Genomic DNA, 25162 nt, shown 5'->3' with positions numbered 1-25162 from the left:
TTTTACAAAGTACTAGTTCAGATTAATTCTGTCTTCAAATTTTATCATAAAATGAGCAATTGCTGTATTTCAATTTTGAATAGGCAATGTTCATTTTTTTGTTATATTTTCAATTGCTAAATAAAATATTTTAAAAACTGACATATCATTAGGAAAAGCTTTTTTGTTTCTAATAACTTTTCGTAATTGACTATTAACAGATTCAATAGCATTTGTTGTATAAATTACTCTTTTGATTTCTGCAGGATAACTAATAAAAATCATCAAATTTTCTCAATTTTTATATCAAGATTTAGCAATTTGGGGATATTGTTTATTTCATTTACTTTCAAATGATTCTAAAGCTTGCATTGCTTGTTCTTCACTACATGCACTATAAATTGGTTTTAAATCTGTAACTAGAGTTTTTCGATGTTTGTATGAAACATATTTTAAACTATTTCGAATTTGATGAACAATGCATAATTGATGTTCTGTTTTAGGATAAACTGCTTGTATTGCTTCTGACATGCCTGTTAAATTATCACTACAAGCAATCAAAATATCATTTAAGCCTCGATTTTTCATTTCTGTGAAATTAGCTAATCAAAATTTAGCACCTTCATTTTCACTAATTCATAAGCCTAAAACATCTTTTTTACCTTCTAAATCAACTCTTAATGCTATATAAACTGATTTATTAATAATCCGTTTATCTTGTCGAACTTTAACTACTATACAATCAAAATAAACAATCGGATAAACGCTTTCTAATGGTCGATTTTGTCATGTTTTGACATCATCAATAACATCATCAGTAATTTGACTAATAACACTTTCACTAATATCAGCACCATGATATAACTCTTGTAACTGCATTCTAATGTCAGATAGAGTCATACCTTTTGCATATAGTGAAAGCACTTGTTGATCAAAACCATCAAATCTTCGCTGTCTTTTTGCAACTATTACAGGAGTAAAATCACTATTGCGATCTCTTGGTACATCAATCTCAATTTTACCTTGTTGAGTTATTAATTTTTTTGAACTTGTACCATTACGAGCATTTTCAGTATTACTATGTTGATTTTTTTCATATCCTAAATAATTTTGCATTTCAGAATTCAACATTTTTTCAACTAAACGTTTTGTTAATTCTTTATATAAACCCCCTTCTTTAAAAACTGTTGTTAAATCTCCAGTATTTTCTAATAATAAATCTACTGCTTTTGATATTGGATCATTATTATTAATATTTTGTTTTTTAGCCATCTGTAACTCACTCTTTCTAGTCATTTAATTATATTTACTAGAATTAATTAAACATAGTTATTTTTGTAAGTTACACAGATTACTAAACATTGCCTTATTATTTTCATTTAAACCTCTTTGACAAGGTTTACCAGGATCTGCAAAATAAATCTTAACATTACAATTTTTTTCGATTAATTTTCATTTACTAAATTCTTTACCACGATCAAAAGTAATAGTTTTAACTGTTCCTTTTTGTAACTTTGAAATAAATTTTATTATACTTTTTGTAATATTTTCTGATTTATTATTTTTAGTTGCTAAAGGAATTGTGGTTTTTGATCATATATCAGCTAAAGTAATAATAGAACTTTTATGATCTTTACCAATGATAGTATCACCCTCTAAATGACCAAATTCTTCTATATTTTTAATATTAGGAATGATTAAATTTCTTTCATGAATAGACTTACAATTATTAATTCTGCCCCTAGTTTCTTTTTGTTTGTGAGGTTTATTTTTTCCTTTTCTCAATAAGTTATTTTCATCAAAACCCATTCGATTTGTTTTAAACATGTTATATAAAGTTTTTGTTGAAATACTTTTTATTTTATTTTCCTTTAAAAAATTAGCAATTATATCAAGAGCATAATTTTTAGTAATTAACAAATGATTAATAGTATTAATTTCTATTAAAGTTAAAATTATTAATTTTCTACCTGCATTTTGTTTATTTTTTTGAATTTTATTCAATATTTCTAATGGTAATAAGTTTTGATTTAATAATCTACAAACTCTATGTACAGTTGATTTACTATAATCAATGGCTTTTGCTATTTTACGAATCGAAAATCCATAACTTTTATATTCTTTTATTGCTATTATTGATTCAATAGTCAGATACTTATACATTGTGCTAATTCCTTTCTTTTCTTAATTATAGAATTAACACAATTTAATTTTTATATAAGTGTCCTTTTTAATTTTACAATTCAGGATTTTAAATATATATTTTAAATATATTTTTGTACAAAATTAAAAATTTAAATCTAAGTTATTAAACTTATTTCATTAGTTGTTATAATTGAAATATATTTAATATAATTTAGAGGGGTATTTATTATGGATTTTTATATTATACTTTGAATATTTTTAATATCATTAACTATTAATTTTATTTTCTTTATGATAGCTTTTATTTTTAAAACTGCTATTTTAACTGATATTATTTATTGTTTAAGTTTTATTTGTTTAAGTGTGATCATCGTTGCTTGAAAGCAAAATTTTAGTCCTGTCCAAATTTCGTTGTTTGTTCTTTATAATATTTGAGCTCTAAGATTAGGTAGTTTTTTATTATTAAAAATTATTAAACATAAGGTTGAATATCGTTTTGATAAAATTATTATTAATTTTTGAAAATTTAGTATTTTTTCAATTTTACAAGGAATTTCAGTTTTTATGATTAGTATTCCTACGGTTTTTGCATTAAGTCTTGATATTGTTTATTTTAATAGTACATTTAATAATTACTTACTTATTTTTATTATGCTTGCTATTTTATTTTTAGTTATTGAGACAATTGCAGATTGACAAAAGTTTAGATTTTCCTTAAAGAAAAAACATGATTTATTTTTTATTAATTATGGTTTATGAAAAGATTGTCGTCACCCTAATTATTTAGCAGAAATTGGGTTTTGATATATGATGACAGCATTGTTTATTTGTGATTTATTATTTAAAAATATTAATAGTGATATAAATTATTTATTTCATTTATTATGATTATTAAGTCCGTTGTATTTTAATGTTGTAGTAATTAATATTACCGACATACCAATATGAGAAGTAAAACAATGACAAAGGTTCCACTCTAATGAAGATTATTACAAATATTTAAATGAAACTAGTTGTGTAATGTGTTATATCGGTAAAAAAGGTCCAATTAATAAAGTGAAAAAATTAATATATAAAAAATAAGAACATATGTTCTTATTTTTTATATATTAATTTATTAAATTCTTTTTATTGCACTATTAACAAAATCTTCATTTGGATCAAATTTAGTTTCGTTATTAATATTTCATAATTTTTCTTGCTCTGTTTTAGTAACTTTATTAGGCATTTGTATATCAAGAATAACATGTAAATCACCACGTTTACTACTATTAGGGTAATAGAATCCCTGATTTTTTAAAGTAATTTTGTCACCATATTGTAGTCCTAATGGTAATTTATGTTTAATTATTCCTTCAAAGGTAGGAATCATAATAATATTTCCCAAAATAATATCCAAGTAAGATACTGGTAATTTAATATACATATCACTACCTTGACGATCTAAGAAAGCGTGTCGTTTAATATTAATACCAACAAATAAATCGCCTTGAGTGCCACCATTATGACCAATTTTACCTTTACCTTTAATTCTAATTTGTTGACCATCAAAAATACTGCGAGGAATATCAAATTCTAATTTTTGATTTTCAATATAATAGCGATGTCCTTTGCATTTTAAACATTTTTGACGAATAATTTTACCAAGTCCTTGACATTGGTTGCAAACACCTTGATGTCTAAACATACCTAATGGTGATTGTTGAACATATTCAAGAACTCCTTTACCTTTACATTTATCACATGTACTAATATCATTAGGAGTTCTAGCACCAGTTTCTTTACAATCCTTACAAGCAACATCAATGTTAATACTAATGGTCATTTTTTTGCCAAAGAATACATCACGATAACTAATTTCAACTTTTGTTAGGATATTATCACCTGGTGTTTTACCATTATAGCGTTGTTGTTGTCTTCTATTACCACCAAATAAGTCACCAAATAAGTCACCAAATGCCGAACTAAAGTCACCGAAACCACCAAAGCCACCGAAACCAGAAGAACTGCCAACTCCGGGCATATCATGACCAAATTGATCATATTTTGCTCTTTCATTAGTATCAGATAAAACTTGATAAGCTTCACTTATTTCTTTAAATCGAGCTTCATCACCACCACTTGGTGAATCAGGATGATATTTTTTTGCAAGCGTACGAAACGCTTTCTTAATTTCATCTGGAGTAGCATTACGTGAAACTCCTAGAATTTCATAATAATCACGTTTTTTACTTGCCATTTTGTCCACCTCTAATTATTTTATTTAGTTGTTGCGTCAACATCAATAACATCATCACTTTTATTATCATCTTTTTTAATATGATCTGTTGGTTCTTGTTTTTGTTGGTTCATAAATTGTTGTGCAGCAGCAAATGCTTGTTTTAATTGTTCTAGTTTTTCTTTTAAATCATCATATTTTTTTTCATCTAGTGATTTTTGTAAGTCATCACGTAGTTTTTTCATTTCAGCAATTTGTGGATTTTCTGCTTCGCCTTCTTTTGCTGATTTAGTAACTTCAGCAGTCATTTTATCAATATCATAAATATAGGCTTGTGCTTGATTAGATAATTCAATTTCTTCTTTATGTTTTTCATCGTTTTCACGATTCTTTTCAGCATCTTGTACCATTTTTTCAATTTCGTCTTTACTTAAAGTACCACTATTGCTGATAGTAATTTTTTGTTCTTTATTAGTTTTTAGATCTTTAGCACTAACAGATACAATACCATTAACATCGATATCAAAAGTAACTTCAATTTGTGGAACACCTCTTGGTGCTGGTTCGATACCACTTAATTGGAAACGACCTAGTGAATGATTATCTTTAGCTAGTGGACGTTCTCCTTGTAAAACACTAATATCAACAGCGGGTTGATTGTCTTCAGCAGTTGAAAAAACTTGTGACTTTTTAGTAGGAACAGTAGTATTACGAGAGATTAATGGCGTCATTACTCCTCCTAAAGTTTCAATACCTAATGATAAAGGAGTTACATCTAATAGTAAAACGTCAGTAACATCACCCGATAATACTCCTCCTTGAATAGCAGCACCTAAAGCTACTACTTCATCAGGGTTAACACCACGATGTGGTTCTTTACCAATTTCGTTTTTAATAACTTCTTGCACAGCTGGGATTCTTGTTGAACCACCAACTAAAATAACTTCATCAATTTCATTTTTGCTTAATTTAGCTTCTTTTAAGGCATCACGAACAGGAGCAATAGTTCTTTCAACTAGTGATTTTGTTAGTTCATTAAATTTGGCACGTGTTAATTTTTCATTTAAATGTAATGGACCTGAGGCATTCATTGAAATAAATGGTAATGAAATATCAGCTTGTACTACTCCTGATAAGTCTTTTTTTGCTTTTTCAGCAGCATCTTTTAAACGTTGCATTGCCATTTTATCTTTTGATAAGTCAACACCATTACTTTTTTTGAATTCACTAACTAAATGTTGAACAATTAAGGCATCAAAGTCATCACCACCAAGTTTGTTATCACCACTAGTTGATAATACTTCAAATGTTCCACCTGCTAATTCTAGAACTGAAACGTCAAATGTTCCACCACCTAAGTCAAATACTAAAATTTTGTGATCTTTATCTTGTTTGTCTAAACCATAAGCAATGGCAGCAGCAGTTGGTTCGTTAATAATTCTTTCTACTTTTAATCCTGCAATAATTCCTGCATTTTTAGTAGCTTCACGTTGTTCATTGTTAAAGTAAGCAGGAACAGTAATAACTGCTTTTGATATTTTTTTACCTAATTTTGATTCAGCAAAAGTTTTAATAGTGCGTAAAATTTCTGCAGACACTTCTTCTGGTTTACGTGTTTTAGTAGCGGCTTTAACTGTTTCTTTAGTTCCCATAATTCTTTTAATTGAACTAACAGTATTATCTGGATCAGTAATAGCTTGACGTTTAGCAACTTCACCAACCATAATTTGACCATCTTTGTAAGCAACAACTGATGGTGTTGTTCTTCCACCTTCGGCATTTTCAATAACTTTTGGCTTATCACCTTCCATTACGGCAACACATGAATTAGTTGTTCCTAGATCGATTCCTAAAATGATTTCTTTATTTGTTGTTTTATTTGTAGACATAATATTTTCACTCCTTAATTTTTCTTTGTTTCTGTTTTTTCTTCTTTAGTTTGAAAAACTTTAACTTTAGTGGTGCTAATGACACGATTATGCAATTCATAACCATTAGCTATAACTTCAACAATAGTATTATTTTTTACATTTTGATAAGCATTGTTTGTATTATCATTAATAATTTCTACTGCCTCATGTTGGTGAGAATTAAATTGATCTCCAACTTTAGCAGTAATTTCTTTTAAACCTTCTTTACCAAGTGCTTTAATTAATTCTTCATAGATAAATTTAAAACCAACTAGGAAATTTTGAACTGCTGCATTATCAGTTTTAAAGTTTAGTGCTCGTTGGAAATTTAATAAAGTATGAACTAAATCTTTAATAATTTTTTGGTTAGCATATTTAATGTGTTCTTTATTTTGAATTTCTAATTCTTTAATGGTATTTAATCTAGTAGCTAGCATTAATTGCTTTTGCTGTGAATTAATTTTATTAAGTTCTGTTGTTAATTCTTTAATTTTTGTTTCTAATTCGATTTCTTTATTTAATGATATTTTTTCTTCTTCGACACTTACTGGTGTTTCAGTAACAGGAGTTGAAGTAGTTGTATCTTTAGCTTCTGTTGCTGATACGTTATCAATGTTATCTTTTTTAGCTTTTGTCATTTTATCATCTCATTTCTATTTAAAGTTTTTAATCAATGTTTGATTAATCCAATTTAGAATTTCAGTTAGTTTTTCATATTCTAAACGTTTAGGTCCAACAATTGCAATTTGTCCTTGTTCACCATCATGAACTTTAAAAGTAGTAGTAATCATTGCCATATCGTTATTTTCATTACCCAGTTCTTCACCAATTTTAATTTGTAGTTGATTATTATTTAATTCATCAAAATACATTCATGGTGATTGTGATTCAATGAATTTAATAATTGTTTTAACCTTATTAATATCATTAAATTCGGGATTTTCTAACATATATTGAACACCATGTGTTGTTGATAGTGGTCGTGAGAAATTAATTAAAGTGTTAACAAATCCTTGAATAATATATTCTGATTTTTGTACTTGTTGTTCAAGAATTGGTTTTAATAAATTTACTTTCTCACTAATTTCACTAATTTTAGTACCAATTAATCTGGTGTTAAAAATATCAATGGCAATTGATAAATCAGTTAATGAGGTTTCTTGAATATTAAACATTTTGTTTTGAACATGACCATTACTAGTAATACAAATTGTTAAAGCATTATCATTACTAATTGGTATTAATTCAATTTTCTTTAAAGTATCTTCATTAAGATTAGGACCAGTAACAATACTAATCAAATTAGTCATTTCACTTAAAATAGTACTAGTTTTATTTAATACTTCGGTAATTACTAAGTTACGGTTATTAAATACTTCTGCTATTTTTTTCTTCAAGATTTCTAGTTCTTGGTGTTCACCCATATTCATTAAATTATCAACATAATAGCGATAACCTTTTGTTGAAGGAATACGGCCACTAGAGCTATGTGCTTTTTCTAATAATCCTAATGTTTCTAATTCAACACATTCATTACGAATAGTAGCACTAGAAAAATTAATATTGTTATTATTTTCTAAAATAGTTTTGCTACCAATTGGTAATCCTGTTTTAATATATTTTTCAACAATGATTTTTAAAATTTGTGATTGTCTGTTACTTAACATTGTTCACCACCTTTTTTAGCATTCATTAACCTTGAATGCCAATACTTATATAATTATAACTGAGAGTGTAATAATATCAAGACTTAATTGAATTTTATTTTTTTACTGAGAATAAACATATTGTCTTTATTGATAGTAATTACCATTCGTTTGTGGGGTATTAGTTCTTCTTTAATAATAGCTTGTGCGATAATAGTTTCAATATAGTGTTGAATATAGCGTTTAATCGGTCGTGCGCCATATTCTTCATCATAAGCATCTTTTAGTATTTTATTAACTACTTCTGATTCATAAGATAATTGTAAATTTTTTTCTTGTCTTAATCGCAATAATAAAGTATCTAATTCTTTAATAATAATTTCTGTTATTACTTTTTTACTTAATGGATTGAAGATAACAATTTCATCAATTCGATTAATAAATTCTGGTCGAAATGATTTTTTTAAGATATTTAATGCTTGCTCTTTGCTGTTATCTTTACCACTTAATAGTTCTTGTGAACCAAGATTTGAAGTCATAATAATTATTGTGTTTTTAAAGTCAATTAAGAGACCATGACTGTCTGTAATTCTACCTTCATCAAGAATTTGTAATAAAATATTTAATACTTCAGGATGGGCTTTTTCGATTTCATCAAAAAGAATGATACTGTAAGGATTTCTTCTTACTTTTTCGGTTAATTGTCCACCGTTTTCATAACCAACATAGCCAGGGGGTGAACCTAGTAATTTGCTAACTGCGTGTTTTTCCATAAATTCTGACATATCAATACGAACCATATTTTTTTCGCTATCAAATAAAATATCAGCTAAGGTTCTAGCAACTTCAGTTTTTCCAACACCGGTTGGACCCAAGAAAATAAATGAACCAATTGGGCGATTGGGATCTTTAATACCAGCACGAGCTCTAATTAAAGCATCACTTACCAACTGTAGGGCATTACTTTGACCTTTAATTCTCGTATTTAAAGTTAAGGGTAATTTTAATAATTTTTCTTTTTCGGTTGCTAATAAACGAGTAACAGGAATGCCAGTTCATTTTGCAACAACTTTTGCAATATCTTCACTAGTAACATCTTCGCGTAGTAAAGGATTATCTTTTTTTATATTTTCACTATCTTTAAGTTCTTTTTCTAAGTTGGGAATAATACTATATTGTAGTTCACCAGCTTTTGTAAAATTACCTGATAATTGATACAATTCTAATTCTGATTTAGCATTTTCTAATTTATTTTTTAAACTAGTAATATGGTCTAATGCTGACTTTTCTTTGATTCATTTATCTTCTAATTGTTGTAAAGTATTTTTTTTAGTTTTTAATTGTTTATCGACTTCAATTAGTCTTGTTTGCGAGTTTTCATCTTTTTCTTTGCTTAAGGCTGCTTGTTCAATTTTTAATTGTAAGACTTTTCTTCTTATATCATCTAAATCACTAGGAACCGAAGCAATTTCAGTTTTAATACTAGCACAAGCTTCATCAATTAAGTCAATTGCTTTATCAGGCAAGTAACGATCATTAATATATTTATTAGATAAATAAACAGCTTCTCGTAATGCACTATCATGAATTTTTACACCATGATAAGCTTCAAAACGTTCTTTTAAACCACGTAAGATAGCAGTTGTATCTTCTGTTGTTGGTTCTTTAATAATCATCTTACGAAATCTTCGTTCAAGGGCTGCATCTTTTTCAATGTATTGACGATATTCGTCAAGTGTTGTGGCACCAATACAACGTAGTTCACCACGTGCTAACATTGGTTTTAGTAAATTAGAAGCATCCATTGAACCTTGTGTTCTACCAGCACCAACAATTAAATGTAGTTCATCAATAAATAAAATAATTTTTCCATCAGAATTTTTAATTTGGTTAATAACCGCTTTTAATCGTTCTTCAAACTCACCTTGGAATTTAGCGCCAGCAATTAGTGCTCCCATATCTAGTTCATAAATAATTTTATCTTTTAAGTTACTAGGAACATCACCACGAACAATACGTTGGGCTAAACCTTCAATAATAGCAGTTTTACCAATACCAGGTAAACCGATTAAGACGGGGTTGTTTTTAGTTTTTCGTGAGAGTATTTCTTCTACTTTACGAATATCTTCATCACGTCCAATAATAGGATCCATTTTTCCTGTTTTAGCTTGTATAATTAGATTACGAGCAAATTTATCAAGAATTTTAGGATCATTACTATAGTTAGGGATTTCATTTAATTGCATAATGTCACTCCTATTTTTAGCACTATAATTACTTGATTGCTAATCATATTAATATACTAACAAATAAAATTAGCAGTTTCAAGTAGTAACTGCTAATTTTATATTTAATTGACTTAGGGATAAGTATTTTCAATTAAAGAAACTTAATATAATAATAATATTTGTGATAGATCTTGTAGGTATTTTAGATCTTAAATATATATTTCTCGTGTAAATAATATATATCATATTTTTAAAAGAATTGATATACTAATTACATAATTGCTAGATAAAAATAAATAATAGTAATTTAATAACTTTTAAATATTAAATTTATAAGGAAATATTATGAAAGAATTTAAACAAAAATTAATTTTATTACTTAGTGCTAGCAGTTTATTAGTAACCTCAGTATTAAGTATTAGTTTTAATAATAAAAATCATCAAACTAGTAATAGTAAAGTTAGCGGCTTTCATATTACTGTTAAGTCATCAAATCGTAACTTAGTTAATAGTATTAAATCTTGAAATAATGATTCACAATATTTATATAATAATGTTAAAAATACACCATTAAATGTTAATTTTGATAGTTATGATCAAATTATTAATAATGATTGAACACATAGTAATATTGAAACCAATGATATTATTAATGATCAAGGTTATAGTCAATAAAAAGTATTATTAATAATAATAGTAGTTATTTTAAAAATGCACAAGGTTTTCTTACTGCAGGTGCTTTTGGTCATACTTTTAATGAAAAAAGTAATAATTTAATTTTACAATATCATCAAACAATTAAAGAAAGTATTGATGCAGGACTTTTTGCAACAATATATGAAGCAAGTGACATTAATACTTTAATGGAAGTTCCATATAATTTACAACCAAGTACTAATTTTCAAAAATCTAATTTTGAAACGCGTGCTAAAATATTTCCAATTGGACCATTTGCAAATACTAAGGATAGTTTTAGTAATGAAATGTTTGTTTTTTATGTGCATCCTCCTTTTAAAAAATCAGGATTAGAATTTTTCTTTAATTTTGTAGAAAAGTAATGATACATGATAAAGTGTTATTTTTAGAGAATTTTTACACTAAATAATGTTACTTTTAACAAATTTTTAATTAAAAATAATATTTTAAGTGTAAATTGATGAATAATTTTTGGTCATCCATACTTTTCTACATAATTAAAAGAAATTTCCTTTAATTTTGTAGAAAAGTAATTATACATGATAAAGTGTTATTTTTAAAGAATTTTTACACTAAATAATGTTACTTTTAACAAATTTTTAATTAAAAATAATATTTTAAGTGTAAATTGATGAATAATTTTTGGTCATCCATACTTTTCTACATAATTAAAAGAAATTTCTATTAATAATGAAAACAGAGAAATAAAAAAAATTGTTAAAACTAATAGTAATAAAACTTTTGACTATGCTATTTTAAATCAAGATTATAGTAAAAATAAGCCCACTATATATAATGTTAAATGAAATGATAGTGATGGTAGTACTATTTTAAGACAAGAAACACTTACTATTAATAGTTCTATGCCAGACATTCAAGTTATTAATGAAAAAGAAGATAAATCTTCATTAATTCATCAATATTTTATTAATGATGAAAAAAATAGTAATTTACAAATGATTGCTTTTAGTCAAATTAAATCAGAAGCTGTTATTACTGCTAATGTTAGTGAAGATAAATGAACATATCAGCGTGTTGATGATAATCTTGTTCCGCAAGAAGAAAAGGTAACACCTATTTCAAATCAACCATTAAAAACATATCAATCTGAAGATCATACTATTTATTTATTACAAAGAATAGTAAATGATAAAGTTGATAGTTCTTCAAGACAATATTTAAATATTTATAATATTAATCCTTTATCAACTAAGTTTTCTGGTTTTACTAATTTTGCTAATAGTCAATATGGTATTGATTTTAATCAGTATTTACAAGAAACTACTAATATAGATTGTGCAATTGATGTACTAAATCCAGGTCAATTACGTTATTGATTATTATTTTATGAGCATGATTTAATTACTCATTTATATGCTAATGTTAAACATGATGAAAAAAATAAAAATAACCCTTTTGCCTTACCAGAAATAAAACCAAAAACAACAACTTTAATTAATAATTGAAATATTATAATTATTGGTAGTACTTTTTTATTAGTTATTATTGCTATTCCGGTAGTTATAGCAATATTAAGAAGAAAGAAAATTAAAAAGTAAGCAGTTAATTGAGGTAAGTCTAGTCATTATAGATATAGTTTACTAAATTTTAATCATATAGATAGTATAAAAATTCCTGAATTGTAAATATAAATGGGACAGTTTTTTAAAATAATTGTATTAAATCTATTGGTCTTTTATAAGATAGTGATTTTCTGGGTGTAGAATTAATTTGAAATGCTATAGTATTTAAATCTTTTTGTTTATATGAAGATAGATCTGTAGATTTTGGTAAATATCTTCTTAAAATACCATTATTATTTTCATTTAAACCTCTTTGACAAGGTTTACTAGGATCTGCAAAATAAATCTTAACATTACAATTTTTTTCGATTAATTTTCATTTACTAAATTCTTTACCACGATCAAAAGTAATAGTTTTAACTGTTCCTTTTTGTAACTTTGAAATAAATTTTATTATACTTTTTGTAATATTTTCTTTTAATTATGTAGAAAAGTATGGATGACCAAAAATTATTCATCAATTTACACTTAAAATATTATTTTTAATTAAAAATTTGTTAAAAGTAACATTATTTAGTGTAAAAATTCTCTAAAAATAACACTTTATCATGTATCATTACTTTTCTACAAAATTAAAGATATTTTCTGATTTATTATTTTTAGTTGCTAAAGGAATTGTGGTTTTTGATCATATATCAGCTAAAGTAATAATAGAACTTTTATGATCTTTACCAATGATAGTATCACCCTCTAAATGACCAAATTCTTCTATATTTTTAATATTAGGAATGATTAAATTTCTTTCATGAATAGACTTACAATTATTAATTCTGCCCCTAGTTTCTTTTTGTTTGTGAGGTTTATTTTTTCCTTTTCTCAATAAGTTATTTTCATCAAAACCCATTCGATTTGTTTTAAACATGTTATATAAAGTTTTTGTTGAAATACTTTTTATTTTATTTTCCTTTAAAAAATTAGCAATTATATCAAGAGCATAATTTTTAGTAATTAACAAATGATTAATAGTATTAATTTCTATTAAAGTTAAAATTATTAATTTTCTACCTGCATTTTGTTTATTTTTTTGAATTTTATTCAATATTTCTAATGGTAATAAGTTTTGATTTAATAATCTACAAACTCTATGTACAGTTGATTTACTATAATCAATGGCTTTTGCTATTTTACGAATCGAAAATCCATAACTTTTATATTCTTTTATTGCTATTATTGATTCAATAGTCAGATACTTATACATTGTGCTAATTCCTTTCTTTTTTTAATTATAGAATTAACACAATTTAATTTTTATATAAGTGTCCTTTTTAATTTTACAATTCAGGTTTCATTAAATTGTGGAAAACTATTATTATTTTTATTTTAAATTTTTGTATTAAAATAAGTGTTATTTAATAAATATAAATCTTATTTAATTATTGATAAAAGCATGTTAAAATTGTAAAGAATTATATTATACAAGAGGATAAGTATGGAAAATAAAAACCAAGAAGTTAATTTTGAAAATAATAGTGAAAATACATTTCCAAGAACTAAGTTTTTGATAAGTGTTGGCTATTTAATAATACAAGTATTAATTCCAGGAATTATTCTTTTTTTTACTACTAGTACTGATTTTACTTTTACTTTTAAATTACCTTTTTGAATAATGGTACTTTCTAGTTTAAGTTTAATCATATTTACTTTTATTATAACCTTTATTACATATAAGTTAAAATTACATCAATTAGATCAATTTACATATAGTATTCCATTTGCTTTTGTTTTATCACTATTTTATTTGTCAGGATACTTTTTAACTCCTCAACAAATTTTAATACGTTTTATTATTTCAATCGCTGGTGCTGTTATTGGTATTTTTTTAACGAGTATTATTTTATTATTAGTATTAAGAAAAAAACAAAAAAAATCATATATTAAGATATAACAGTTGAAAGAAAATAGTTCTAATAATAAATTAATTTAATTATAAAAGTTATCTCAATTGGTAACTTTTTATTTTATTTATAGTAACTTTAATTTTTTTTGTTTTTTTGTGTGTTGTTTTTGTTGATCTAATTTATTTGCTTCTTTTTTTATTGAAGAAAAATCTTTTAATTATGTAGAAAAGTATAGATGACCAAAAATTATTCATCAATTTACACTTAAAATATTATTTTTAATTAAAAATTTGTTAAAAGTAACATTATTTAGTTTAAAAATTCTCTAAAAATAACACTTTATCATGTATCATTACTTTTCTACAAAATTAAAGGAAAAATCTTGAATCTTATTTACTTTTTTCTTGATTTTATATCCTTGTTTCAATATTTGATATTCTGGTCTAGATTTTACATAACTACTACCTTTATCAACAATATATTTGCCACCTTTAGCAATTACAATACCACCAGCAGTTGCTTCTAATGTATTCATTAATGATGCTTCTGGATTTAATATTGCATTTAATACACCAGCACCAGCACCACAAATTAATGATGTTCCAACTTTAGTTTTATTTTTATCTTTATGTTTTACGGATTTTTTAATTTGATAACCTGCTATTCCTCCGGCTACAGCACCAATCGCAATGTCGGTAACAGGTAGTGGATTTGTTCATGAAAGACCATCAATTGCTCCTAATCCAGCACCCAATCCACCAAAAATCATTGGTAAATAATCAATTGTTTCATTAATGATATTTTTATCTTTAGCCATTTCTTTTAATCTTCCTTTCTAAAAATAAAAAAACTCATTTACTTTTGAACAAGTAATGAGTTAAAAACTTATATTAAGTTTAGAAAAATAATATCATAATTTTAATAATAATTATAAAAAAAATATTAATTACATAATTTAGTGTAGATATAATTATAGTTACATTAATTATTAAATATTAAAGATATATTTTTTTATTTTCTTTTTTTAGTAATTTTTATATTTAAATTATGTGTATAATTACTAAATTTTGTATTGCTTTTAATAAAAAATACTTTATAATATTTAAGACTGTTTATGCAGTTTCAACCGCTCTACTTTAGGTTAACAAGTGATTTATTCCACCTATAAGGCGAGTCTAAACTGGAGGTAATAAGAAAAATGTTTGTAGTTATTCAAACAGGAGGAAAACAAATTAATGTTTCCTATGGTCAAGAAATTTTTGTTGAAAAACTTGTTGGCAAAGCTAAAGATAAGATTATTTTTGACAAAATATTGATGATTGATCAACAATTCGGTAAACCTTTCCTAAAAGGTGCTGAAGTTCATGGTGAGATTATTAAACAAGATAAATCAAAAAAGATTCGAGTGTTTAAATATAAACCTAAGAAAAATTCAAAAACAATGTATGGACACCGTCAGCCATATACAAAGGTATTAATTACTGATATTTTACTTGCTGGTAAAAGTCTTGTTGATAAGAAGACTGAACAATCAAAATCAGTAATTAAAGATGAAGTAAAAAAAGAAGTAATTTCTGAAGTAGTAACTCCTATTATTAAAGAGCCAAAATCAGTAGTTAGTAAAGTAAAAAAAGAACTTACAAAAGAAAAAGTTGTTAAAACTAAATCAGTTGTTAAGGATAATATTACAGAACCAGATAACACTAAAACTGTTGTTAGTGAAGGTAATTTAAAAACTATTTTTGATCATAAAAATATGACTGTTAAAGTTGTTAAAGAAGATGATGAAAATAATAAAAAATAATTTAAGGTAATATTAAATTATGGTTAAAGTTACTTATAATTACCAAAATAGTAACATTGTAGAAGTTATAATTACTGGTCATGCTAATTTTTCAAAAATTGGAAATGATATTGTTTGTGCAGGGATTTCAGCCATTGTTATTGGTACATTAAATGCACTTCATGAACTTGATAATAATCAAGTTCAAGTAATTAATAATACTGCTGGATTAGTTAAACTTAAAGTTGCTAGCTTCACTAATAATAGTCAAATCATTTTAAAAACAATGCTTTGACAATTAAAAACTATTAAAGAACAATATCCAAAATATATTAACATAAAGGAGGTGTAATTATGTTTTATAAATTAAATTTACAATTATTTGCTTCAAAAAAAGGAGTGGGTTCAACTCGTAATGGTCGTGATTCACATTCTAAACGTTTAGGTGCTAAAATTGGTGATGGACAAAGTTTAAAAGAGGGAACGATTATTTATCGTCAACGTGGAACTAAAATTCACCCTGGTGAAAATGTAGGGCGTGGTGGTGATGATACCTTATTTGCTTTAAAATCAGGAATTGTTAAGTATACTATTTTTAAAAAAAATAAAACACGAGTTTCAGTTATACTTGATAAAAAGTAAAAATAAATTTTTAATAATAAAAACCTATTTTCAATGCTATCATATTTTGAAGATAGGTTTTGTTTGTTTATTTTATGTTTAATGATATGATAGGAGAAAATAATGAAACATATTACTTTAATAATTACTGGTAGTATTGCAGCAAACAAAGCCTTAATTTTATTAAAACAATTAAAAAAAGAATTTTTAGTTGATATTATTTGTACTAAAAGTTCTTTACATTTTCTAGAAGATAAAACATTTTCTTATTATTCTGAAATGTTTGAACAAGAATCATATGTTAAAGGAGATTTAATTACTCATACTAATTTAGCAATTAAAACAAATTTAATTGTTGTTTATCCTGCTACTATGAGTTTTATTAGTAAAGCAAATTTAGCAATTGCTGATAGTTTAGCATTATCAGTATTTTTAGCTTCCAAAGCAGAAAAGATATTATTTCCAGCAATGAATCATAATATGTATCACAATCAAAGTTTTCAAAAAAATTTATTAGAATTATCTAATTTTGAAAATATTACTATTATTCCTCCAGATTCAGGAATGTTAGCCTGTAAGATGATTGGTGATGGACGGGTTAAAAGTCCAGATAATGCATTAACAATAATTAAAGATTTTTTTAAAAAAAGTATTGATTTATCTGATAAAAAAATTTTAATTAATATTGGTCGTACTAGAACTTATATTGATCCAATTCGTTATATTACTAATAATTCTTCAGGAAAAATGGGTAAAGCATTAGTAGATGCTTTTCTTAAAACTAACGCTAAAGTAGTATTAGTTGCAGGTGATTGTGATTTTGAAATTAAATCGCAAAAAAACCTAACTATTATTAAAGCAAATACTAATGAAAAAATGTTCTTAGCAATGAAAGAAAACTTTGATAATGCTGATATTGTAATATGTGCTGCTGCTTTAAATGATTATAAAGTAAGTAAATATATTCCTAATAAAATAATTAAAAATAAAAATGAAAATTTATCTTTATCACTGATTGCTAATATTGATGTATTGGCATTTTTAGGTAAGCAGAAAACACAACAAGTTTTAATTGGTTTTGCTGCTCAAGAGGTTAATGATAAAAATCTTGGTATCGAAAAAATGAAAATTAAAAATTGTGATGGTATTTGTATTAATAATATTAGTGTTATGGGTAAAAATGAAACAGAAATTAATTTTTATTTTAAAAATAATAATTATAATTTGATTGGTTCAAAAGTGGAAGTTGCTAAACAGATAGTTGATATTATAAGTAAGAATATTTTAAATTATTAATATACCTGAATTGTAAATATAAATGGGACATTTTTTTAAAATAATTGTATTAAATCTATTGGTCTTTTATAAGATAGTGATTTTCTGGGTGTAGAATTAATTTGAAATGCTATAGTATTTAAATCTTTTTGTTTATATGAAGATAGATCTGTAGATTTTGGTAAATATCTTCTTAAAATACCATTATTATTTTCATTTAAACCTCTTTGACAAGGTTTACCAGGATCTGCAAAATAAATCTTAACATTACAATTTTTTTCGATTAATTTTCATTTACTAAATTCTTTACCACGATCAAAAGTAATAGTTTTAACTGTTCCTTTTTGTAACTTTGAAATAAATTTTATTATACTTTTTTTAATATTTTCTGATTTATTATTTTTAGTTGCTAAAGGAATTGTGGTTTTTGATCATATATCAGCTAAAGTAATAATAGAACTTTTATGATCTTTACCAATGATAGTATCACCCTCTAAATGACCAAATTCTTCTATATTTTTAATATTAGGAATGATTAAATTTCTTTCATGAATAGACTTACAATTATTAATTCTGCCCCTAGTTTCTTTTTGTTTGTGAGGTTTATTTTTTCCTTTTCTCAATAAGTTATTTTCATCAAAACCCATTCGATTTGTTTTAAACATGTTATATAAAGTTTTTGTTGAAATACTTTTTATTTTATTTTCCTTTAAAAAATTAGCAATTATATCAAGAGCATAATTTTTAGTAATTAACAAATGATTAATAGTATTAATTTCTATTAAAGTTAAAATTATTAATTTTCTACCTGCATTTTGTTTATTTTTTTGAATTTTATTCAATATTTCTAATGGTAATAAGTTTTGATTTAATAATCTACAAACTCTATGTACAGTTGATTTACTATAATCAATGGCTTTTGCTATTTTACGAATCGAAAATCCATAACTTTTATATTCTTTTATTGCTATTATTGATTCAATAGTCAGATACTTATACATTGTGCTAATTCCTTTCTTTTCTTAATTATAGAATTAACACAATTTAATTTTTATATAAGTGTCCTTTTTAATTTTACAATTCAGGTTTTAAGCAAATTAATAAAAACACCTATAAGTTTTATTTTAATATATAATTTTTCATATATGAAAATAACTTAAATGATATTTAACATTAAAAGAACCATTGTTATTAATTTTCATAAAGCAAAAATAGTTTACAAAAAATATTAACTAGATATAGTAAATTATTATTTTTTTAACAATAATATCTGTATACTAAAATTATATGAAAAATAAAATAGTATTTTACACAAAAATGTTAACACTATATAATAAGAGTTATTATTAATATAAAAAAGGAGTAAGAAATGCGTTTTATAGATGTAACAAAATTAAAAGTTACTGCCGGCAAAGGCGGTGATGGTGTTGTTGCTTTTCGTCGTGAACTTTATGTAGCCAAAGGTGGTCCATCTGGTGGAGATGGAGGAAGAGGCGGTAATATTATCTTTATTGGTGATTCAGGTATGAATACTCTATTAGACTTACGTAAAAATAAGGAGATAACTGCTGAAGATGGTAAAAATGGTGCACCCAAAAATATGCATGGACGTAAAGGAACCAATACTTATGTAAAAGTTCCATTGGGTACTATTATTAGAGATAACAAAACTCAAAATATTCTTGGTGATATTATTAAAGATAAACAAGAAATAATAATTGCTGCCGGTGGTCTTGGTGGACGAGGAAATGCTCGTTTTGCTTCGGCAATAAATCGAGTACCTAAAATATGTGAAAAAGGAATGCCTGGACAACATTTTGAAATAATTTGTGAGTTGAAATTATTGGCCAATGCCGGATTAGTTGGGTTGCCTAACGCCGGTAAATCAACATTATTAGGAGCTATTTCTGCTTCAACTCCAACAGTTGCTGATTATCCTTTTACTACTCTTAATCCACATTTAGGTGTTGTTAGAGTTGATAAAAATAATAATTTTGTTATGGCGGATTTGCCTGGATTAATAGCAGGAGCTAGTTTAGGAAAAGGACTGGGTTTACAGTTTTTGCGTCATATTGAACGTTGTCAAGTTTTAGTACATATGATTGATATTAGTGATAAGACTCAAGATCATTTTTTAAATTATCAATTAATTATGAGTGAATTAGAAAGTTATAATAAAGATTTGACAAAAAAACCGCATTTAATTGTTGCAAATAAAATTGATTTACCAGATGCACAAACTAATTTAGAGAAATTAAAAGAACAAATTAAATTACCAATAATTGCAATTTCTGCTATGAAACATATTAGTTTGGATATATTAATTAAAGATATTGCTAAAGCTGTTGAAAAAGAACAACTGCATCAAGTTAATAATGATGAAAATAATGAAGAACATATTCTTTATGAATATATTAATAAAGAAGAAGTTCCACAAGTTATTATTACTAAAATTGCAAGTAATCAATGAACTATTTCTGGTAAAACCGTTGAAGTAATATATCAAAAAAATCCTTTAAATAATTATCATAATATTTTATTATTTAAAATTAAATTACAAGATTTAGGAATTTATGATGAATTAAGAAAGCAAGGAATAAAAAAAGGTGATCATGTTAAGATTTTTAATTATGATATGATTTGAGAAGAAGAATAAAAAAAGGGCAAAGGAAAATAGGAAATGGACATAGTAATTAGTTTATTGGTAGTTATTTTAATTATTAGTAGTATTGGTGGCTTAATAATTTATATGCAAATTAAAAAAAGTGAGAAGGTTACTAGCGACCCAATTGCACAAGATTTTTTAAAAATGCAAGTAGAAACTTTAAAAGAACAATTAAATGATTTTAAAACATCATGAAATGGTTCGGATCGTGATAAAACCGAAAAATTAATTAATTTAATGAGTAATATTGATAATTTTCAAAAAAATTTAGATAAAAAAGAAGATGATTATAAACGCAATGCTGATGTCATTCAAAGACAAGTAGTAGATGTTATTAAAGATTTAGCAAAGTTACAAGAATCATCAACTGTTTTAGGAAAAATTAATGATAATATTCAAAGTTTACAAGAAGTTTTTATTAATACTAAAAAACGTGGTAATGTTGGTGAATTTGTTTTAGAAAAAATTTTGACTAATATGTTGGGTTCAAATCAAAAATTATGAGAACGACAATATAAAACAATTGATGGCAAAGTTGTTGATGCCTATGTAAAAACAGATTCTGAAAAAGAAGGAATTGCTATTGATTCAAAGTTTTCAATTGATAACTATCAAAGGTATTTAGTAAGTGAAGATATTAAAGTTAAAGAAAATTATTTAAAAGATTTTCGTAATGATATTCGTAAACGAATTGATGAAGTTGGAAAATATATTAATATTAAAAATAAGATTTCTAGCGCAGTAATGTTTATTCCTTCTGAAGAAATATTTGCTTTTATTTACGCACAATTTGCTGATGATATTGTTGAATATGCTTTTAAGAAACGTGTTTGAATTACCTCTCCTACTACTTTATCTGCTGTTTTGTTTACAGTTGATAAAAATCGTAAAGACATTGATTTTAATAAAAATTTAGAAAAAATGGCAAAAAAATTACGTTTATTCAAAGATGATTTTGATCGTTGGGTTGATAGATGAGAAAAAGTTAAGGCTGGTTTTGATACAACTAATAAAGCCATTGAAACTTTAGATAAAACCCATAATAAAATTGCTGGACATTATAACAATATTTTTGAAATGTCTGAAGAAATAAAAGAGAGTGAATAATTATGAATTTAGAACAATATTTAGATGAAATTATTAAATTTTTACAAAGTGAAGTAAAAAAAGCAAATGCCAAAGGTTTAATTGTTGGTTTAAGTGGTGGTGTTGACTCAGCAGTAGTAGCATTATTGATTAAAAAAGCTTTTCCTAATGATCATTTAGCATTAATTATGCCTTGTTTTTCACCAGATATTGATTTAGAATATGCAAATAATTTAGTTAATATTCATAAATTAAATGCCAAAGTAGTTAATTTAAATAATGTTTTTTTAAGTTTTAAAAAAACATTAGAAACTGAAATTAATATAGAAAAATCAAAATTAATTTTAGGCAATTTAAAAGCTAGATTAAGAATGAATACTCTTTATGCATATGCACAAAATCATAATTATTTAGTTGTAGGAACAGATAATAGTGATGAATGACACATTGGTTATTTTACTAAATATGGTGATGGTGGTGTTGATTTATTACCAATTATTCATTTGTTAAAAAAAGATGTTTTTGCTGCAGCAAAGATATTAAAAGTTAGTGAAGAGATCATTATTCGTAAGCCAACTGCTGGTTTATGAGATGGACAAACTGATGAAATGGAAATGCAATTTAAGTATGAACAATTAGATCAATATTTACTAGGAAATAAATCATTAATACCATCATCAGTAATTAATAAAATTGAATTTATGCATCAGAATAGTGCACACAAAAGAATACCTGTACCGCAAGCTCCGAAATGAACAAGAAAAAAATAAAGGAATGAGAATATGGCTGGACATTCGCAATATGCAAATATTAAACATCGTAAAGATGTCCAAGATAACAAACGTGGTAAAATTTTTCAAAAATTATCAAGAAAAATTTATGTTTCTGTTAAATTAGGTGGTGCAAATGTTGAAAATAATCCGCGATTGAAATTAATGTTAGAAAAAGCACGACGTATAAATATGCCAAAGGATAATATTAATCGTGCTATTAATAAAGCTAGTAATAAAAATGAAACAACTAATTATGAAGCAGTCACTTATGAAGGATATGGACCAAGTAATATTGCCATAATTATTCATTGTTTAACTGATAATAAAAATCGAACTGCAAGTAATATTCGAAGTTATTTTAATAAATTGGGTGGTCATTTAGCTGCTACTAATTCTGTTCAATATTTATTTCAAACAACGGGGGTAATTCAATTTTCAAGTTTATTATCAGTTGAAGAAATATTGGAGTTAATAATTGATTTTGAAATTTTTAATATTGAAAAAAATGAAGATATCATTGATATTGAAGTTAATTCTAAACAGTTAAATGCCGTAACTAATTTATTAGAAAAAAATAATATTAATGATTTTATTACTAATGAAATTGTTAATATTCCCCATGAATTGATTATCATTACTGATCAACAACAAATTAAATTAATTGATATATTGTTAGAAACAATTGAAAATGATGATGATGTGCTTTCAATTGAACATAATTTTAAAAAATAAAAAGGTTTATTTTTCTTTTTCATCTAATTAATAGTAAGAATAGAAAAGGAGGAATAAGTCATGGATGAATATTTTTAGGTATTATTAAAGAATTTTATGAAAATAAAATTATTTTTGAATGTAATGATCATGGATATATTATTGAAGGTGTTAATTTACAAACATTACCATTAAATATTAAAGTGAAAATTTATGTTTATTTTCATCAAAAACCAACTTATGAACAATTTTTTGGGTTTGTATCAAAACCAATAAAAACCTTTTTTATTCATTTACTTAATATTAGTAATATTGGACCAAAAACTGCTTTAAGATTATTAAATCAACTATCACTTGATAGTATTAAGTTGGCTATAAGCAAACAAGATTATAAGATATTGCAACAGTGTAAAGGTATAACTCATAAAATTGCTAATAATATTATTAATTATTTTAGTAATCATATTAAAGTAGTAAGTAATTTAACAACTAGTCAAAATGAAAAATCAGATTTAGTATTTGATACATTATTAAAATTAGGTTTTAGTTCAATAGTAATTAATAATTTTTTATTAAGAAATATTAATTGAGATTTGGAAGTTGAAGAAATTATTTTTAATTTTGTAGAAAAGTAATGATACATGATAAAGTGTTATTTTTAGAGAATTTTTACACTAAATAATGTTACTTTTAACAAATTTTTAATTAAAAATAATATTTTAAGTGTAAATTGATGAATAATTTTTGGTCATCCATACTTTTCTACATAATTAAAAGAAATTATTGCATTAGCTATTAAGGAAATAAAATATGGGTATTAGTAGTTTTAATAATTTTGTTGGACAAAATAATGTTATTGAACGTATTCTAATTTTAATCAAAGGTAGTAAAATTCAAAATATTGCTTTAAGTCATATTTTATTAATTGGTCCTCCTGGTATTGGAAAAACAACTATTGCACGATTAATAGCAGAAGAATTGCAAGTAAATTTTCATAGTTTAGAAGGAACAAGCATTAATAAAACTAGCGATATTATTAGTATTTTAGCAAATATCAAACAATCTGATATAGTTTTTATTGATGAAATTCATGTTGTTAACTATGAAATATTAGAAGTATTATATTCTGCATTAGAAGGTAATTTTATTAATATTATGATTGGTAAAGATTATAATACCTGAATTGTAAAATTAATTTACCCTCTTTTACATTTATTGGTGCTACTAATAAAGTAGGAATCTTAACTAAAGCGTTGATAAGTCGTATTCCTAATATTTTACAATTATCTGATTATAATTATCAGGATATTAAAAGTATTATTTCACAAGTTTCTTTAAGTTTAAATTCAAAATTAGAAAATAATATAATAAATATTATTGCTAATCATTGTCGTAATATTCTTTTAATTATGTAGAAAAGTATGGATGACCAAAAATTATTCATCAATTTACACTTAAAATATTATTTTTAATTAAAAATTTGTTAAAAGTAACATTATTTAGTGTAAAAATTCTCTAAAAATAACACTTTATCATGTATCATTACTTTTCTACAAAATTAAAGTAATATTCCGCGACTCATTATTAACATCATTAAACAATTGTATAATTATTGCGTTGTTATGAATGTAGATTTAAATGAAACTAATATTTTGCAAATTTTATTTTTTTTGCAAATTTATCCTTTAGGTTTAAATAGTTTACAATTGGCATATTTAGCATTGTTTAATAATGTAAATTTAGATAAAAGTTTGAGTATTGAAACTATTTGTCAACTTTTGAATGAAGAAAGAAAAAATCTTGAAATTCATTATGAACCTTGACTTATTCATTGTGGTTTAATTACTAAGACAACTAAGGGTCGTAAAATAACAATTATTGGTAAAGAGTATATTAATAATAATATAATTTTATTTAGAAAATAATTATTTTTGATATTACTGTAAAACAATTGTTATTTATAACGAATGTTGGTATTCTTATATAGTGCTTAAATAATATACAA

At 24.8% G+C, this 25162-nt stretch carries 27 protein-coding genes, 4 pseudogenes and 1 other annotated feature; of the genes and pseudogenes, 17 read left to right on the top strand and 14 right to left on the bottom strand.

Translation table 4 applies throughout. The features are described from left to right. Window positions 1–12 precede the first annotated feature (12 nt). Both AAHH39_RS09475 and AAHH39_RS09470 read right to left on the bottom strand, forming a co-directional pair. Window positions 13–1251, bottom strand: a complete 1239-nt coding sequence (locus AAHH39_RS09475) for an IS256 family transposase (protein ID WP_342219321.1) — start codon at window positions 1249–1251, stop codon at window positions 13–15. An 87-nt stretch (window positions 1252–1338) separates the two neighbouring features. Then, window positions 1339–2142, bottom strand: a pseudogene (locus tag AAHH39_RS09470) (IS30 family transposase); the annotation flags it as partial. A gap of 546 nt (window positions 2143–2688) precedes the next feature. Between AAHH39_RS09470 and AAHH39_RS09465 the strand changes: the two are divergent. Next, complete coding sequence (locus AAHH39_RS09465; protein ID WP_342217884.1) at window positions 2689–3207, top strand: DUF1295 domain-containing protein; 519 nt, start codon at window positions 2689–2691, stop codon at window positions 3205–3207. 34 nt (window positions 3208–3241) lie between these two features. Here the strand turns inward: AAHH39_RS09465 and AAHH39_RS09460 are convergent, their stop codons facing one another. The 5 genes from AAHH39_RS09460 to AAHH39_RS09440 all read right to left on the bottom strand — a co-directional run bounded on the left by AAHH39_RS09460 (window position 3242) and on the right by AAHH39_RS09440 (window position 10144). Beyond that, complete coding sequence (locus AAHH39_RS09460; protein ID WP_339039920.1) at window positions 3242–4363, bottom strand: DnaJ C-terminal domain-containing protein; 1122 nt, start codon at window positions 4361–4363, stop codon at window positions 3242–3244. Window positions 4364–4383: 20 nt separating this feature from the next. Continuing rightward, window positions 4384–6231, bottom strand: coding sequence for a molecular chaperone DnaK (gene dnaK, locus AAHH39_RS09455; RefSeq protein WP_174481222.1), 1848 nt, complete (start codon window positions 6229–6231; stop codon window positions 4384–4386). Between the two features lie 14 nt (window positions 6232–6245). After that, window positions 6246–6890 (bottom strand): nucleotide exchange factor GrpE, encoded by a 645-nt coding sequence (locus tag AAHH39_RS09450; protein ID WP_342217883.1) that lies wholly within the window; start codon window positions 6888–6890, stop codon window positions 6246–6248. A gap of 15 nt (window positions 6891–6905) precedes the next feature. Beyond that, the gene (hrcA, locus tag AAHH39_RS09445) at window positions 6906–7919 is read right to left on the bottom strand and encodes a heat-inducible transcriptional repressor HrcA (protein WP_342217882.1); all 1014 of its coding nucleotides are present in this window, start codon (window positions 7917–7919) and stop codon (window positions 6906–6908) included. Window positions 7920–8002: 83 nt separating this feature from the next. Further along, window positions 8003–10144 carry an ATP-dependent Clp protease ATP-binding subunit gene (locus tag AAHH39_RS09440; protein ID WP_342217881.1) on the bottom strand — a complete coding sequence of 714 codons (2142 nt, stop codon included), beginning with the start codon at window positions 10142–10144 and terminating at the stop codon, window positions 8003–8005. A gap of 327 nt (window positions 10145–10471) precedes the next feature. Here AAHH39_RS09440 and AAHH39_RS09435 point away from each other — a divergent pair, with 327 nt between their 5' ends. After that, window positions 10472–10801: a hypothetical protein gene (locus AAHH39_RS09435; RefSeq protein ID WP_342217880.1), complete on the top strand. Its 330-nt coding sequence runs from the start codon at window positions 10472–10474 to the stop codon at window positions 10799–10801. Window positions 10802–10826: 25 nt separating this feature from the next. Here the strand turns inward: AAHH39_RS09435 and AAHH39_RS09430 are convergent, their stop codons facing one another. Beyond that, window positions 10827–10979: a hypothetical protein gene (locus AAHH39_RS09430; protein ID WP_342217879.1), complete on the bottom strand. Its 153-nt coding sequence runs from the start codon at window positions 10977–10979 to the stop codon at window positions 10827–10829. A 10-nt stretch (window positions 10980–10989) separates the two neighbouring features. On the opposite strand from AAHH39_RS09430, the gene AAHH39_RS09425 reads away from it, so the two are divergent. Then, window positions 10990–11184, top strand: a complete 195-nt coding sequence (locus AAHH39_RS09425; RefSeq protein ID WP_342217878.1) for a hypothetical protein — start codon at window positions 10990–10992, stop codon at window positions 11182–11184. 23 nt (window positions 11185–11207) lie between these two features. On the opposite strand, the gene AAHH39_RS09420 is transcribed toward AAHH39_RS09425, so the two are convergent. Then, complete coding sequence (locus tag AAHH39_RS09420; protein WP_342217877.1) at window positions 11208–11363, bottom strand: hypothetical protein; 156 nt, start codon at window positions 11361–11363, stop codon at window positions 11208–11210. Between the two features lie 322 nt (window positions 11364–11685). Here AAHH39_RS09420 and AAHH39_RS09415 point away from each other — a divergent pair, with 322 nt between their 5' ends. After that, a complete protein-coding gene (locus tag AAHH39_RS09415; RefSeq protein ID WP_342217876.1) occupies window positions 11686–12381 on the top strand; it encodes a hypothetical protein in 696 nt (231 codons plus the stop codon). A 106-nt stretch (window positions 12382–12487) separates the two neighbouring features. On the opposite strand, the pseudogene AAHH39_RS13475 reads toward AAHH39_RS09415, so the two are convergent. Next, window positions 12488–12820 (bottom strand): annotated as a pseudogene (locus AAHH39_RS13475) (IS30 family transposase); the annotation flags it as partial. Window positions 12821–12991: 171 nt separating this feature from the next. Further along, window positions 12992–13603: pseudogene (locus AAHH39_RS09410) on the bottom strand (IS30 family transposase); the annotation flags it as partial. 231 nt (window positions 13604–13834) lie between these two features. Between AAHH39_RS09410 and AAHH39_RS09405 the strand changes: the two are divergent. Further along, the gene (locus tag AAHH39_RS09405) at window positions 13835–14290 is read left to right on the top strand and encodes a DxFTY motif-containing membrane protein (protein WP_342217875.1); all 456 of its coding nucleotides are present in this window, start codon (window positions 13835–13837) and stop codon (window positions 14288–14290) included. 108 nt (window positions 14291–14398) lie between these two features. Continuing rightward, entirely contained in the window at window positions 14399–14572 is a 174-nt protein-coding gene (locus AAHH39_RS09400; protein WP_342217874.1) for a hypothetical protein, read from the top strand. 23 nt (window positions 14573–14595) lie between these two features. On the opposite strand, the gene AAHH39_RS09395 is transcribed toward AAHH39_RS09400, so the two are convergent. Next, a complete protein-coding gene (locus AAHH39_RS09395; protein WP_342217873.1) occupies window positions 14596–15060 on the bottom strand; it encodes a hypothetical protein in 465 nt (154 codons plus the stop codon). A 297-nt stretch (window positions 15061–15357) separates the two neighbouring features. Continuing rightward, window positions 15358–15430 (top strand) — a sequence feature (ribosomal protein L21 leader region). An 11-nt stretch (window positions 15431–15441) separates the two neighbouring features. On the opposite strand from AAHH39_RS09395, the pseudogene rplU reads away from it, so the two are divergent. The 4 genes and pseudogenes from rplU to coaBC form a co-directional block, all read left to right on the top strand. Further along, window positions 15442–15732: pseudogene (gene rplU, locus AAHH39_RS13470) on the top strand (50S ribosomal protein L21); the annotation flags it as partial. A gap of 334 nt (window positions 15733–16066) precedes the next feature. Next, entirely contained in the window at window positions 16067–16378 is a 312-nt protein-coding gene (locus AAHH39_RS09385; RefSeq protein WP_281748879.1) for a ribosomal-processing cysteine protease Prp, read from the top strand. A gap of 2 nt (window positions 16379–16380) precedes the next feature. After that, window positions 16381–16668, top strand: coding sequence for a 50S ribosomal protein L27 (rpmA, locus tag AAHH39_RS09380; protein ID WP_174481212.1), 288 nt, complete (start codon window positions 16381–16383; stop codon window positions 16666–16668). 102 nt (window positions 16669–16770) lie between these two features. Then, window positions 16771–17943, top strand: coding sequence for a bifunctional phosphopantothenoylcysteine decarboxylase/phosphopantothenate--cysteine ligase CoaBC (gene coaBC, locus AAHH39_RS09375; protein ID WP_342217871.1), 1173 nt, complete (start codon window positions 16771–16773; stop codon window positions 17941–17943). Window positions 17944–17978: 35 nt separating this feature from the next. On the opposite strand, the gene AAHH39_RS09370 is transcribed toward coaBC, so the two are convergent. Beyond that, on the bottom strand, window positions 17979–18923 hold the full coding sequence (locus AAHH39_RS09370; RefSeq protein ID WP_342217870.1) for an IS30 family transposase: 945 nt from the start codon (window positions 18921–18923) through the stop codon (window positions 17979–17981). 368 nt (window positions 18924–19291) lie between these two features. Here AAHH39_RS09370 and obgE point away from each other — a divergent pair, with 368 nt between their 5' ends. The 6 genes from obgE to AAHH39_RS09340 all read left to right on the top strand — a co-directional run bounded on the left by obgE (window position 19292) and on the right by AAHH39_RS09340 (window position 24393). Beyond that, window positions 19292–20578: a GTPase ObgE gene (obgE, locus tag AAHH39_RS09365; RefSeq protein WP_342217869.1), complete on the top strand. Its 1287-nt coding sequence runs from the start codon at window positions 19292–19294 to the stop codon at window positions 20576–20578. Between the two features lie 24 nt (window positions 20579–20602). Further along, the gene (locus AAHH39_RS09360) at window positions 20603–21694 is read left to right on the top strand and encodes a DNA recombination protein RmuC (protein WP_342217868.1); all 1092 of its coding nucleotides are present in this window, start codon (window positions 20603–20605) and stop codon (window positions 21692–21694) included. A 2-nt stretch (window positions 21695–21696) separates the two neighbouring features. Then, a complete protein-coding gene (gene nadE, locus AAHH39_RS09355) occupies window positions 21697–22443 on the top strand; it encodes an NAD(+) synthase (RefSeq protein WP_338957464.1) in 747 nt (248 codons plus the stop codon). 12 nt (window positions 22444–22455) lie between these two features. After that, the gene (locus AAHH39_RS09350; protein WP_342217867.1) at window positions 22456–23178 is read left to right on the top strand and encodes a YebC/PmpR family DNA-binding transcriptional regulator; all 723 of its coding nucleotides are present in this window, start codon (window positions 22456–22458) and stop codon (window positions 23176–23178) included. After that, on the top strand, window positions 23175–23792 hold the full coding sequence (gene ruvA, locus AAHH39_RS09345; protein WP_342219344.1) for a Holliday junction branch migration protein RuvA: 618 nt from the start codon (window positions 23175–23177) through the stop codon (window positions 23790–23792). The genes AAHH39_RS09350 and ruvA overlap by 4 nt, the downstream gene beginning before the upstream one ends. Window positions 23793–23967: 175 nt before the next feature. After that, window positions 23968–24393 (top strand): AAA family ATPase, encoded by a 426-nt coding sequence (locus AAHH39_RS09340; protein WP_342217866.1) that lies wholly within the window; start codon window positions 23968–23970, stop codon window positions 24391–24393. Window positions 24394–24454: 61 nt separating this feature from the next. On the opposite strand, the gene AAHH39_RS09335 is transcribed toward AAHH39_RS09340, so the two are convergent. Then, window positions 24455–24601, bottom strand: a complete 147-nt coding sequence (locus AAHH39_RS09335) for a hypothetical protein (protein WP_342217865.1) — start codon at window positions 24599–24601, stop codon at window positions 24455–24457. A gap of 157 nt (window positions 24602–24758) precedes the next feature. Here AAHH39_RS09335 and AAHH39_RS09330 point away from each other — a divergent pair, with 157 nt between their 5' ends. Continuing rightward, entirely contained in the window at window positions 24759–25082 is a 324-nt protein-coding gene (locus tag AAHH39_RS09330) for a Holliday junction DNA helicase RuvB C-terminal domain-containing protein (RefSeq protein WP_342217864.1), read from the top strand. Window positions 25083–25162 lie beyond the last annotated feature (80 nt).

It is taken from the genome of Spiroplasma endosymbiont of Amphimallon solstitiale, assembly GCF_964030965.1.
Classification (GTDB): Bacteria; Bacillota_I; Bacilli_A; order Mycoplasmatales; family VBWQ01; genus Spiroplasma_E.
Note: the sequence above shows the minus strand (reverse complement) of the source record. Positions and strands in the feature narration are given on the sequence as shown.